General features: G+C 34.0%; 10 protein-coding genes. 4 read left to right on the top strand and 6 right to left on the bottom strand.

Annotated elements, in window-relative coordinates; translation table 11 throughout:
* Nucleotides 1–34 precede the first annotated feature (34 nt).
* Nucleotides 35–1,114 (top strand): glycine cleavage system aminomethyltransferase GcvT, encoded by a 1,080-nt coding sequence (gene gcvT / locus RTY06_RS03625; RefSeq protein WP_312822887.1) that lies wholly within the window; start codon nucleotides 35–37, stop codon nucleotides 1,112–1,114.
* A gap of 111 nt (nucleotides 1,115–1,225) precedes the next feature.
* Here gcvT and RTY06_RS03620 read toward each other — a convergent pair whose 3' ends face one another.
* The 5 genes from RTY06_RS03620 to purB form a co-directional block, all read right to left on the bottom strand.
* Nucleotides 1,226–4,123, bottom strand: coding sequence for an AsmA-like C-terminal region-containing protein (locus RTY06_RS03620; protein WP_312822885.1), 2,898 nt, complete (start codon nucleotides 4,121–4,123; stop codon nucleotides 1,226–1,228).
* Nucleotides 4,124–4,404: 281 nt separating this feature from the next.
* A complete protein-coding gene (locus tag RTY06_RS03615; protein ID WP_312822883.1) occupies nucleotides 4,405–5,031 on the bottom strand; it encodes a GDSL-type esterase/lipase family protein in 627 nt (208 codons plus the stop codon).
* A gap of 14 nt (nucleotides 5,032–5,045) precedes the next feature.
* A complete protein-coding gene (locus RTY06_RS03610; RefSeq protein WP_312822881.1) occupies nucleotides 5,046–5,429 on the bottom strand; it encodes a ribonuclease inhibitor in 384 nt (127 codons plus the stop codon).
* 802 nt (nucleotides 5,430–6,231) lie between these two features.
* Nucleotides 6,232–9,921 (bottom strand): phosphoribosylformylglycinamidine synthase, encoded by a 3,690-nt coding sequence (locus tag RTY06_RS03605; protein WP_312822879.1) that lies wholly within the window; start codon nucleotides 9,919–9,921, stop codon nucleotides 6,232–6,234.
* A gap of 136 nt (nucleotides 9,922–10,057) precedes the next feature.
* Nucleotides 10,058–11,485, bottom strand: a complete 1,428-nt coding sequence (gene purB / locus RTY06_RS03600; RefSeq protein ID WP_312822877.1) for an adenylosuccinate lyase — start codon at nucleotides 11,483–11,485, stop codon at nucleotides 10,058–10,060.
* A gap of 266 nt (nucleotides 11,486–11,751) precedes the next feature.
* Between purB and RTY06_RS03595 the strand changes: the two genes are divergently transcribed.
* From RTY06_RS03595 to apaG, 3 genes are all read left to right on the top strand, one after another.
* Nucleotides 11,752–12,555, top strand: coding sequence for a helix-turn-helix transcriptional regulator (locus tag RTY06_RS03595; RefSeq protein ID WP_312822875.1), 804 nt, complete (start codon nucleotides 11,752–11,754; stop codon nucleotides 12,553–12,555).
* Between the two features lie 129 nt (nucleotides 12,556–12,684).
* A complete protein-coding gene (locus RTY06_RS03590; protein ID WP_312822873.1) occupies nucleotides 12,685–12,867 on the top strand; it encodes a hypothetical protein in 183 nt (60 codons plus the stop codon).
* Between the two features lie 236 nt (nucleotides 12,868–13,103).
* On the top strand, nucleotides 13,104–13,487 hold the full coding sequence (gene apaG, locus RTY06_RS03585) for a Co2+/Mg2+ efflux protein ApaG (protein WP_312822871.1): 384 nt from the start codon (nucleotides 13,104–13,106) through the stop codon (nucleotides 13,485–13,487).
* Here the strand turns inward: apaG and RTY06_RS03580 are convergent.
* Entirely contained in the window at nucleotides 13,484–14,038 is a 555-nt protein-coding gene (locus tag RTY06_RS03580; protein WP_312822869.1) for a 3'-5' exonuclease, read from the bottom strand. The two genes, apaG and RTY06_RS03580, sit on opposite strands and share 4 nt — an antisense overlap.
* Nucleotides 14,039–14,044: the final 6 nt, after the last annotated feature.

The following is a 14,044-nucleotide window of genomic DNA, read 5'->3' as shown; positions in this document are numbered from 1 at the left end:
TTTGTGCGCAACTAAATAAATCTTCCTTTTTAAAATGAAAAAAACCGCTTTATACGATAAACACGTTTCTCTAGGCGCCAAAATCGTTCCGTTTGCAGGATTCGAGATGCCTGTTCAATATTCAGGAGTTACAGAAGAACATTTTGCTGTCCGCGAAAAAGCGGGAATTTTTGATGTGTCTCATATGGGACAATTTTTCATCCAAGGTCCTTCTGCAAAAGACTTGTTGCAATTTGTGACTTCCAATAATGTTGATGCTTTGGAAAACGGAAAAGCACAATATTCTTGCCTTCCGAATGAAACTGGCGGAATTGTAGATGACCTAATTGTTTACAAAATCGAGGATGAAAAATATTTTGTGGTTGTAAATGCTTCCAATATTGAAAAAGACTGGAATCACATTGCAAAATACAATGAGAAATTCGGAGCAAAAATGACGAATGCTTCTGATGAGATGTCATTAATTGCAATTCAAGGTCCAAAAGCGACTGAGATTCTTCAGAAATTGACAGAGACAGATTTGTCAGCAATTCCGTATTATCATTTCACAATCGGTTCTGTGGCTGGTTTTTCTGATATGATTATTTCCAACACAGGTTATACAGGAAGTGGTGGATTCGAAGTTTATTTTGATAACAAATATGCAGAACAACTTTGGGATGCTTTGACAGAAGCTGGACAAGAATTTGGATTGATTCCTTGTGGATTGGCTTCCAGAGATACTTTGAGATTAGAAAAAGGATTCTGTCTTTACGGAAATGATATCGATGATACAACTTCTCCGCTGGAAGCTGGATTAGGTTGGATTACGAAATTCGATAAAGATTTTGTGAACAAAACATTCTTGGAAAATCAAAAAACGGAAGGTGTTTCCAGAAAATTGGTTGGTTTCGAAATGCAGGAAAAAGCTATTCCAAGACACGATTATGAAGTAGTGAACGCAGAAGGAAATATCATCGGAAAAGTAACTTCCGGAACAATGTCTCCAATGAAAAAAATAGGATTGGGATTAGCTTATGTTAATAAACCGAACTTCAAATTAGGTTCAGAAATTTTTATCAGAATCAGAAATAAGGACATTCCTGCGAAAGTGGTGAAATTACCTTTTGTTTAAATTTTAAAATTATCTATAAGCATAAAAATCCGGAGAATAATTTTCTTCGGATTTTTTATTATTGGTATTTTGATAAAAATTACATCAGTTATATTAAAAACTTAAAATATTTTATTTCTTCTTCAAATCTTTATCAATCTGCTTTTCTGCGTTTTCGGCTTTCTTTTCCTGAGCGCGTTTCTCCTTTCGTTGTTGTGCTCGGGATTTTTTCTCGGCTCGTTTTTCTTCTCGGATAACTTTGTTGGATTTGGTATTATACAAGGCTTCCATAATACCTTGACCAGTTTTGCTGAAGATTTTGATTTTCGGTTTCTCGTGCGTACCTGTGACTACAATCGGGAATCCAATCCAGCCAGCCGGTGGTAATCCAACTCTCACTCGGAAATCCAATAAACCATTGAAGCTAGTTGTTCCACTAATTGTAGGACGCAAAACAGAAACTTTGAAGGTAAAAGGCTCCACGTGAATCAGATTATTGTTGATGGTTGTATTAATATCCACGCCTTTCATATCCGGATTATCAAAAGCATTGGCACCAATATTATCGCCAATCGTCGAAAGCATTTTCAGGTTTTTGACTTCCACGTCTCTCAGATTTACGTTTCCGCCACCTTCTAATGATGGATAAATTGGTTTCATATTGCCATCAAAATCGCCTTTCAGTTTGTAATCCAGAGACACAATTCCTTTCACATCTTTCGCTGCGGTTGCCATTTCACGCACCATATCAATTTCTTTATAAGCTCTTTGAACATTGAAGTCTGCAACATTCAGAGCAACATCATAATTAGCTGTGATAGGTGACTCGTCCTGATATCTTGCATCAATTTTCATTCTACTTCCGATAATGTCAAAACTTGTATTCTTCAAGTAAACTTCGCCTTTGCTTACCGAAGCTAATCCCAAAAGATTGTTCAAACCAAGTCCTTTGAATTCTACTTTTTTAGCATCAGCTTCCAAAGCAACATCCAGATTTTTTGGAACTATGACAACGCCGCTACTTTTCGGATTTTCTTCTTTGGCATATTCCACAGAAAGCGATTTGTCTTTGTTATCACCTTCTTTCAGCGCCATAAATTCATCAATCAAAATGTAATTGGACTTCAGATGAAATTTCCCGTGCAACGTTCCTTTTCTTTCGATGAAATAATTAATGGTATTCAGTAAATATCCATTCAAAGCAAAATCGGATTTTCCGTAAGTCGCAAAGAATTTTCTGAACCACATTTTTTCATTCTCAAATTCAAAATTTCCTTCTTTGATAAAGAATGATTTCGGAAGATATTCTGTGATGGCTTTGATATTCTTGAGAATTAAATTTCCTCTGTTATCAAGTTTGCTGTATTGTCCTGTTGTCGCATAACTTTGTCGACCATTCAAGGATAAATCTGCCATAATCAATCCGCTGACATCAAATCCTTCTTTAGCAAAGACTTGATAAATTCTACCAACATTCAAAACACCTTTTGCTCTGACTTTGTATAATAAATCTTCAAAATCCTGTAAATCTGCAGTTACGAAAACAGGATTGCCTTCAAAGTCAAATTTGAAAGGATCGAGCTTCACACCTAGACTTTTGAAAGTTCCGTCGGTATTATGGATATTCGCTAAAATATTGATGTTTTTGATTGGATTTGGATAATATTTGGTTTTCAGCCAGCCATTTTTCAGATTGAAATAACCTTTAGTTTTTGGAAATAATTTTTTATCCAGACTGAAAATTCCATTCGATACGATATCTGTATTCATAAGACCTTTCAGTTCAATATCTTTCAAACCAAGCGCAGAGTCTAAAGTTGCTAAATCAACAGCACCGTTAATGTTGGCATTAATTTTCATTTCGTTCAATCCCTGGGTTTTTACAACAGCTCGAAAATTGTTGTTTTTTCCTAAATCAAAACTTAAAGTTCTCAAATCGAGTAGGAGTTTCTCAGTATCCAACGAAGGCAAATCGACATTTAAATCCATATTCAGATTGTTCATGGGAACCGGTGCGTTGCTATTGGAAACGAAACCATTATTGACCTTCAAACTTGCTTTCAAATCAGGTTTTAAATTTTTAGGTTCACTGAATCGTCCTTTCAGACTAAAAAATAAATCACTATTTCCTTCGATTTTCGTGTCTTTTACCCAAGATAAATATTGAGGCGGAAGCACAGACAACATATCTTTAATTGTCGTTTTCTCCGAAGCAGCGTTGATATTCAGGTTATATCCATCTTTCAGAATACTCACAAATCCTGTGAATTTCAAAGGAAGTTCATTGATTCTCAACTCATTTTTTCTAAGTACAAAAGTCAACGCATTGGTATTTATTCTTGAAATCAAATCGGCGTGAAGTGTTTTTTGCTGTGCATACCAGATTCGGTTCAAAGCAAAATCAACTTTATCAATATCCAAGTCGGTTTCTAAATCGAAAATATCTTCGCTCAATCCGCCTTTTCCAGTGTAATTAAGACCTTTAGCGTTGACCAAAAGGTTGGCTGCGTGGTCATTATATTTGATATTCCAGTTTTTCAGTTTGATTAAATCCAATTTAATAGAAGCTCCGGCTCCAGTTGTATCTTTTGGTTTTTCTGAAGGTTTGGAAATGTAAACGTTATAGTTGGCTTCACCTTTAGAATTGACAAAAACATTGGCTGTTGCATCATTTACATAAATTTCGTCAATTTTAATTTCTTGGTCAAAAATTAGATTTTTCAAATTGATTCCTACAGAAACATCTTTTGCTGCTAGCAATGTATCTTGCTCAAATGGTTTCGAGCCTTTCAAGATAAAATCGTCTACGGAAACCGTGAGAGAAGGGAAATGACGAAAAAAAGTCAAATGCGTTTTCTTATAATCCAATTCTCCTGCAAGATGTTTATTTGCAAAAATCTTTACTTGTTGAGAAATTGTTCCAGGAAAAAGTATCGGAATAATGAACATTAGAAATAGGATAGAAGCAATGCTGATTCCTATCCATTTTAATATTTTTAACACCATTGTCTTTACATTAACCGTACTCATAATCTTGAATTTTTTGGAATAATTCAAAGATTGTGCTAAAAGTAATTCACAAAAAATCCTCTCTGAAATTTCAAAGAGGATTATTTGCTTTTAAAATATTTAAACTTGTTTTTACAGAATTATTTTTATCGCAAAGTCGCAAAAATTAATACTATTAAAAATGTGTTAAGTCGCAAAGAAAATTGGAGATTTTAACTTTTAACGAAGTTAAAAACTTTCTGCCTTGAAAATTGTAATGTCTTTTAGTAAATAATTTGTGCCTTTGCGTTAAAAAGTAAATTTTAAAGATATTTCTCAATAATTGGAATAGCAATTTCAGCCATCATTCCATAACCTTTTTCATTAGGATGAACGCCGTCCTTGGAAAGTAAAATCTCTTTATCCTGCAAGAAAACAGAATGAAAATCAATATAATTTAATGAGTTTTCACTTGCAATGTTTTTAAGGATTTGATTATAAATCAAAACATCTTCATTGGTTCTCACTTTTCCAGTTGGAGAAACTTCGGAATCGATGTTTTCTGAAATAGGAAGAATACTTACAAGATAGATGTCTTTGGAATATTGCTTTGCATTTTGAACAGCAGTTTCAATATTAGTTTTAAATTGTTCAGGATTTACCAATTGAGTTTCTTCTTTTTTTGCTAAATCATTGGCGCCATAACCAAGAAAAATGATATTCCCATCAGTGGAATTTCTGGCTTTCATTTCGTACGGAATTCTTTTGAGCAAACCTTCCGTTGTTTCGCCACCAATTCCGAGATTGAAAAGAATTAATTCGTTACTACCTTCATTATATTTCTGCAAAGCATATCGTTTAAGAATATCAATCCAGCCTCCAAAAACGCCATCATATTCTCCGTAAGTAATGCTGTCTCCGAAGAATAATCCATAAATCATCTTGTTCATTGTTTTGTTTTAAATCAGTCCAAAATTAGTTTAATATTCTGATGCGATTCTATAATTTCAACTAAAATTTCGAATAAAGTTTGTCCGTTTCCACGCATCAAATCATCCAGTTTTTTTTGAATTAATTCGACATTAAAAGGTTTCCCCATTCGGATTTTATTTTCGTAAAATTCTTTGGTTGATTCAAAACCCAAATCTTCTCTAGATTTCTGAGAATCTTTCCAAGTAATATCAGAATCAACGCCGTAAAGTATATCATCGAAACCATCTAAAGTTCCGATTTTCCAGTCTTCATCTTTCATGAAAAGTTGAGAAATTTCTTCGTAAAAACCTTCTAAATTTGAAAAATGACCGCCATTGATGACAGTCATTTTTTTATTATTGATTTCGTTTTTCATTTAAAACAAATTAATTAGATAAGCCAAAAGAACTAAACTATATTTGTAAGTAACAATTCCTAAAAATAAACAAATCAAACTCTTAACATAATTCAAAAAGTTCTTTTCTCCAAAGAATTGCCCAATTGCCCATACAAAATAAACCTGAACCAGATATATTCCAATTTGAGCGATAATAAATAAATTAAATAGTTTTCCAATTAATAAAAAACTAAAGTTGAAATAAAAAAATACACCAAAAATGTAAGATAATAGTACAAAGATTTCAAAAAGATTATAACCTTTTTTGTAAAAAAAATATTTCCGTCCAAAATGCCATAAAAAATCCAATTAACATTGCAGAATGACTGAGATGAGAATCTATCCAGTTATTGACAGCATCAGTATCAAGATTACTTTGCCATTCTGATGTTTTACCAAAAACCTTTGATGTTAAAAATCGAAACTTCAATATGAAAAAAATGGATAATTAAAGTGTAAATAACCGCTGAAAAAACCAAAAAAACAATTGGTTTTACATACTTTTATCGATTCTCTCGGAGATATTCTCTGACAGGCTTTTCCAGGTAGAATCAAAAGTTCTTTCAAAGTATAAGGAAAACCTTTGTCAAAATGTAAAAGGTGCTGAATCTCGTGCGAAATGTATTTCGCGTCTATTCTTTTGATTTCTTTTTTAGGTTCAGAAGAATGTTCTTCGGTTAGTTTTTTTTAATTATAATGATACAAAAATAGGAACTTATTTGTTAAATCAATATTAAAAAACCTCATAGAATAAAGGAATCTATGAGGTTTTATTTATTGTTTATTTGAAGTATTCAACTCCGTTTTTAAATATATTGTGATAATTCGCAGTTGGAATGTTTTTCATTAAACCTTCTGCAAAACGTTCCGGGTGTCCCATTCTACCGAAGATTTTTCCGTCTGGACTTGTGATACCTTCAATTCCGAACAATGAATTATTTGGATTGAACGGCATTCCGTGAGCGATATTTCCTTCTAAGTCTAAATATTGTGTGGCAATCTGTCCGTTTTCATACAACTTCTGAATTTCAGCTTCCGAAGCCATAAAACGACCTTCTCCGTGAGAAATTGGAATTGTGAAGACCTGGTCTTTCATTCCTTTTAACCAAGGCGATTCGTCATTCACTACTTTCACATCAACCATTTGAGAAATATGTCTTCTGATGGCATTGTGAGCCAACGTCGGAGAATTTTCATCCAAATCTTTGATTCTTCCGTAAGGCAGCAATCCTGACTTCACCAACGCCTGGAAGCCGTTACAGATACCAATAATCATCCCGTCTCTGTCTAACAATTCGTGAACTGTATTTCTCATTTTTTCGTTTTTCAACACGTTTACAATGAATTTTGCAGAACCATCCGGTTCGTCACCTGCAGAGAAACCTCCTGAGAAAGCCAAAATCTGAGAAGTTTTTATTTCCTCGATCCACGCATCAATACTTTCATCCAACAATTGGTGATTGATGTTGTTTAAAGGTAAACTGCTGATAACGGCACCTTCTTTTGCGAAAGCATTCAGCGTATCATATTCACAGTTGGTTCCTGGGAAAACCGGTGCGAATACTTTTGGCTGAGCGATTCCGTGTTTTTTGATAATGATATTTCTTGGGTTGATTGAGTTTAATTTCTCATCAATTACAACCGTCAGTTTTTCTTTTTCAACAGTTGGGAAAAGATTCTCGAATGTATTCGTATTAGCCTCAAGTAATTTTTTGATTTCAAAATAAAAATCATTGATTTTCAGACTTTCCTGATTTTTAACTTCACCAATTAATTGAAGATTAACAGAACTTAATTCTTCAGTAGATTCGATGATTAAACTTCCGATATTTTTAGCTAATAAAGCCGTTTCATCAACTGTAATTTCAGCACCTAATCTGTTTCCGAAGCTCATTTTTGCTAAAGCAACTGCAACTCCACCTTCTTTAACCGTTTTTATTGAAACGATTTTTCCGGCTTTGATATTTTCGAAAATGAATTCATAAACATCTTTTAAAGCATCATAATTCGGAAGTCCGTTTTCCTGAGCGATGTGATTGAAGAAATATACCTTATTTCCCTCACCTTTAAATTCAGGAGAGATAATGTTTGATTTTTCTCCATTCGCACAAGCAAAAGAAATCAAAGTTGGCGGAACATTCAAATCCTGATACGTTCCACTCATTGAATCTTTACCACCGATGGCAGCCAAACCGAAATTAATTTGAGCATCATAAGCTCCCAATAAAGAAGCCAAAGGTTTCCCCCATTTTTCAGGATTCTGACCCAATTTCTCAAAATATTCCTGGAAACTGAATCTGATATTTTTATAATCGCCACCCATCGCAACAATCTTCGCAACGCTTTCAACAACTGCGTAAGATGCTCCTAACAATGAGTTTTGCTTAGATATTTCAGCATCAAATCCCCAACTTGCCAAAGAAACCGTTTCGATATCTTTTGCTCCGATAATTGGCAACGTCTGAACGCTTCCTTCCATCAAAGTCTGCTGATATTTTCCACCTAAAGGCATCGCAACCGTAGTCGCACCAATCGATGAATCAAACATTTCCAGCAAACCTTTTTGAGAAGCAACGTTTTTATCGCTTAATATTTTTAAGAAATTTTCTTCATTGAATGCAGGAGTTTCTTCTTTTACTTCATTAAGGTGAGTAATTTTAACTTCCTGACTTTTTGAACAGCCGTTTGTATCTAAAAACGCTCTTGAAAGATCAACAATTTTATCCCCTTTCCAGAACATCTGCATTCTTCCTGAGTCTGTCACTTTTGCAACTTCAACAGCTACAATATTTTCAGCTTCACAGAATTTGATGAATTTTTCTTTATCTTTTGGTTCAACTACAACTGCCATTCTTTCCTGAGATTCAGAAATTGCAAGCTCAGTTCCATTTAAACCTTCATATTTTAAAGGTAAAACATCCAGATTAACCTCCAAAGAATCAGCGATTTCTCCGATGGCTACAGAAACACCTCCAGCTCCAAAGTCGTTTGATTTTTTAATCAATCTCGTTACTTCAGGATTTCTGAACAATCTCTGGATTTTGCGCTCTTCAACCGCATTTCCTTTCTGAACTTCAGAACTCATCGTATGGATTGAAGTTTCGTCCTGTTCTTTTGAACTTCCGCTTGCTCCACCAACACCATCACGACCAGTTGCGCCACCTAAAATGATGATAGAATCACCAGCTTCAGGCTTTTCACGTCTTACCCAATCTACAGGAACCGCTCCGGCAACGAAACCAACTTCCATTCTTTTTGCTTTATAACCTTCGTCATAAATTTCTGAAACCATTGTAGTAGCTAAACCAATTTGATTTCCGTAAGAAGAATATCCGTTTGCAGCTTGTTTTGTGATTGTTTTTTGTGGTAATTTACCTGGTAAAGTTTTATCAACAGATTCCAAAACGTCTGCAGCTCCCGTTAATCTCATCGCTTGGAAAACGAAAGAACGCCCAGACAAAGGATCTCTAATTGCACCACCTAAACATGTTGAAGCACCACCAAACGGTTCAATTTCGGTTGGGTGATTGTGAGTTTCGTTTTTGAATAGCAAATACCAAGGTTCTTTTTTACCATCGTATTCCGCTTCAATTTGAATTGTACAAGCATTGATTTCGTCTGAAACTACAAGGTTTTCAAGTTTTCCAGTCTTGCTAAAATATCTTCCGCAAACCGTTGCCAAATCCATCAAAGAAATAGGCTTCAATTCACGACCTAAGAATTTTCTTTTTTCGATATAATCATTGAAAATAGTTTCCAATGTATGTTTGAACTGTCCTTCAAATTCGATATTTGACAATTCTGTTTCAAACGTTGTGTGACGACAGTGATCGCTCCAATACGTGTCTAAAACTTTAAGTTCCGTTTCCGTAGGATTTCTCTGTTCAGATTTAAAATATTCCTGAATGAATTTCAAATCATCTAAACCTAAAGCAAAACCGTGATTGTTGAAGAATTCAGCCAATTGAGCATCGTCAAAATTGATGAAACCCTCGTGAACAATCACTTTTGACGGTGTTTCTTCCGCAGGAATATCTAAAACTGATAAATCTTTTTCCTGAGATTCTACTTTATTGATTAGAAGGTCTTTGATTTTTACTAAATCGGTTTCTGAAACTCCTTCAAACTCGATTAACTTACCACTTCTTACTTTAGACCTCTCATTTTCAGTCAATAAAGCGATACACTGTTGCGCAGAATCTGCACGCTGATCGTACTGTCCAGGTAAAAATTCTAATGCGAAATGGGTTCCTTGTGCAGGATTTTCCTCGATTAAAATATCCGTAACGGGATCTACGAAAGTACTGTTGACCACTTTTTCGAATTCACCACCGTTTAATCCAAAAATATCGTAAACGTTGTATACTTTTACGCTTTGGATAGACGGAACGACCGCTTTTACTTCATCAAAAATTTTTGGACTTTCTACATCGAAAATTCCTCTTTTTTCTACGAAAATTCTTTTGTTCATTTTATAGATGCAAGATTCGAGACACAAGATTTCAGACTGATAACCTGTATCCAAATCTTTTAGATTTATTTATTAATTAAAATTTCAGAAACAATTATCAAAAGTCTTGAATCTTGTTTCTGAAATCTTTTATCTTTTATACTTTAAGATCAGCCTCTAATCCTATCAGATCTTTGTTTGCATCAATAATCGGCTGAACTTCATTTGCGATGAATTCTTCCGTCTGAATTGGTGCAAAACCGATGAAGTTTTTAGGATCAAGAACTTCTTTTAATTTTGATTTATCTAGTTTTAATGAATCGTCGTTCAGGATTCTTTCGATAAGGTCGTTTTCCTTACCTTCTTCTTTTACCTTTTTAGAAGCTTCCATAGAATGAACTCTGATTACTTCGTGGATTTCCTGACGGTCGCCACCAGCTTTTACCTCTTCCATGATGATGTATTCTGTCGCCATGAAAGGAAGTTCGTCCATAATATGTTTGTTGATTCTGTTTGGATAAACTACGATTCCGTTCATGATGTTGTTCCAAATCAATAAGATTGCATCAACAGCTAAAAACGCTTGAGGAATTGTTAATCTTTTGTTTGCAGAATCGTCCAAAGTTCTTTCGAACCATTGTGTAGAAGCTACCATTGCAGAACTTGTCGTTAAAGACATTACGTATTTTGCCAATGCTCCGATTCTTTCACTTCTCATTGGGTTACGTTTGTAAGCCATTGCAGATGAGCCGATTTGGTTTTTCTCGAATGGTTCTTCAATTTCCTTAAGGTTTTGAAGAAGACGTAAATCGTTTGTAAATTTATGTGCAGATTGAGCAATATTTCCTAATAACGCCACAACTTTAGCATCAATTTTTCTGTCATAAGTCTGACCGGAAACTCCGAAAACTTTTTCGAAACCGAATCTTTTTGACAATTCTTTATCTAAATGTTTAACTTTAGAATAATCTCCGTTGAAAAGTTCCAAGAAACTTGCAGCCGTTCCTGTTGTTCCTTTTACTCCTCTGAATCTTAATGTTTCTAAGAAGAAATCCAATTCTTCGATGTCAAGAACTAAACTCTGTAACCAAAGTGTTGCTCTTTTTCCAACAGTCGTTAACTGAGCCGGTTGGAAGTGCGTAAATCCTAAAGTCGGTAAATCTTTGTACTGAATAGCAAAATCAGACAAATTCTTCATTACGTTCACCAACTTTTTCTTTAAAATTAAAAGTCCGTCACGAATTTGAATTAAATCTGTATTATCTCCTACAAACGCCGAAGTTGCTCCCAAGTGAATAATTCCCTTCGCAGAAGGTGCCACATCACCATAAGCGTGAACGTGAGCCATTACATCATGTCTGAATTTTTTCTCGTAAGCTGCAGCCGCATCATAATCAATATTTTCTGCATTGGCTTTCAATTCAGCGATTTGCTCGTCTGTAATTTCAAGACCAAGGTCTTTTTCGATTTCAGCAAGGGCAATCCAAAGCTTTCTCCAGTTCTGGAATTTATTGTTGTGAGAAAAGTTAAACAACATTTCTTCGCTTGAATAGCGTTCTTCCAAAGGATTTTTGTAGGAATTCATTCTTTTCTTTTACTTTTTTTAGATTAGGACAAAAATAAGGATTTTAGATGAGAGTTAATAACTTGATTTTTAAATTAATTTTTAGTGAATTTAACGCGAATTTTAAATTTAAACAAGACTTTTGACGTTGGTCTGAATTAATGAAAAAATTAATTTTGTCACTTCGTTTTAAAAACAAAGAAAGGAAATGGCAACAATGAAGAAATTGGAAATCAAAAAATATTCAAAAATTAGAAGATAAGAATCTTTCTTTCAGAGTTTTTGAATTGAATGAGGAAAATTTAAACCAATATTTAAAACCGCATAAAAAAGACTATTTCTTTATTATTGTCATAGAAAATGGGACTTTAGAACTTCATATCGAAGAAAAAATTCATTACTTAAAAGCAGGCAAAATTTCTGTTGTTTTTCCTGAGCAGGTTCATTTTATTTCTGATTTAAGTACAGATTTAAAAGGTAAAATAATCCTTTTTGAAGAAATATTATTCTGTTCTGATATTCTGAAAAACGAACTGAGTACGTATAATGTTAATCTTTCCACCCAACTTAACTGTACCATTCTATCTCCTGAAGACTTTGAGCAAAGTTTACATTCCATCAAAATCATTAAAGCAATTTATGAAAATCCAAGTTTGATTAAAAAAGAGCAGGCGAGATTTCAAATTAAAATTTTTCTTTTGGCTCTCATTGAATCTGTTCACGGTCTGCATCCAATCATTCATAAAGAAACGGCTGATAAACCTATTTATGTTCGATTTAAAAAATTACTGAACGAACATTATAAACAATACAGAACTGTTCAGTATTATGCGGAAGAATTAGCAATTACTCCAAAAAAATTAAATTCAATTACCAAAAAGCACTGTGGAGAAACAACCATTAAGGCTATTCATAACAGGATTTTAATGGAAATCAAACGTCAACTGATGTTTTCTGATTTGTCTCACAAAGAAATTGCTTTCGACTTGGGTTTTAATTCACCTTCTGCGCTCAACAAATTTGTAAAAGCAAAATTAAAAGAAACACCAACCGAACTTCAACAAGAATTGGCGCAAATGTATAACGCGTAGTCTCGTTTGTATTACATCCGCGGAGCTTCTAACGCGATTTTCCTTCCGAATGTTATCCGTTATAATGCTCAGGCGACTAATCGTTTTTCTGATTTGGCAAGAGTAATCGGTTAAGATACTGCTGAAGAATTGGCACAGGCTATTGAAACTTTACGTTCTGAAGTTAACAATCAATCCGCGATTAAAGAATTTGGAATTTCTAAAGAAGATTGGGATAAGAATCTTGATTATATCGCAAACAACGCTTTAATTGACCCTTGTACAGGTTTCAATCCAAGAGTTCCAACTTTGGATGAGTTGAAAGCAATTTAAAATGCTTGTTATGAAGGCTTAGTTTATGTAGAAGAAGTAGTTGCTGGATAAAAATTAAATTTCACTAAAAAAAACAGGAAATCTCATTGAGGTTTCCTGTTTTTTCTATTCTAATAATATAGGTAATGTTTATTTTTGAATATTTCTTTTTTATAATGTTATAATTTAACCAAATTATAATTTTTTAATCCAATAATCGGCGAGATATTTGTATCTCTAAATTTAAATCTAATATAATGGTATCAAAAATTACATCAGAAATCAAAATAAGTGTAACAACAGAGTATGATAACCATAATAGCTATCCTTCTGAAAATCGCTATGTTTTCCGTTATAATATTGAAATCGAAAATCTAAGTAATGTTGCTGTGAGGTTGCTTTCGAGAAAATGGATGATTTATGATCTAGGATTTGGTTTTACTGAAGTTGAAGGTGCTGGTGTTATTGGCCTAACCCCAGTGATTGAAAGTGGCGAAAAGTTTAATTATTTTTCTAATGTGATTGTAAAATCGGGTGTGGGTAATATGGAAGGTTCTTATCTTTTTGAAAATGCCAATCATGAAACTTTTGATGTAACTATTCCCAAATTTAATCTTGTTTCGGAAGTTTTGAGTAATTAAAGAATCTTAATTCTTTTACTGAAGACATCTTTAACTTCATCACTTTGACTAATCATCAATCTTTCGAAACTTAACAACGAAATTTTAGCACAAACCTCTGCATCTGCGTCTGCGCGGTGGTGATTGAATTTGATTTGATGTTGTTCTGCAAGATTTTTTAAACCATAACTTTTAAGGTCTTTCCATGCTTTTTTTGCAATCCCAATGCTACATAGGTAGTTAATATTCGGTTTGAAGAAACCATAATGGTCCAAACATCCTCGCAAAACTCCAGCGTCAAAAGCAGCGTTATGAGCAATCATTAAGTTTCCATACATAAGATTTTCAACTTCGTACCAAACATCGGCAAAAGTAGGAGCGTGTTGTACATCTTCTGGCGTAATGCCGTGAACAGCAACATTGTGATGATTGAAATAAGGAAAAGATGGCGGTTTTATAAGCCAAGATTTTGTTTCTTTGATTTGACCATTTTCTACAATACAAACGCCCAATTCACAAGCAGAATTTTTCTCGTGAGTTGCGGTTTCAAAATCGAGAGCTATAAAATCCATCTTTAA

The organism is Epilithonimonas sp., assembly GCF_032055105.1.
Classification (GTDB): domain Bacteria; phylum Bacteroidota; class Bacteroidia; order Flavobacteriales; family Weeksellaceae; genus Epilithonimonas.
The sequence above is the reverse complement of the archived record's forward strand: the minus strand, read 5'-3'. Positions and strand labels throughout refer to the sequence as shown.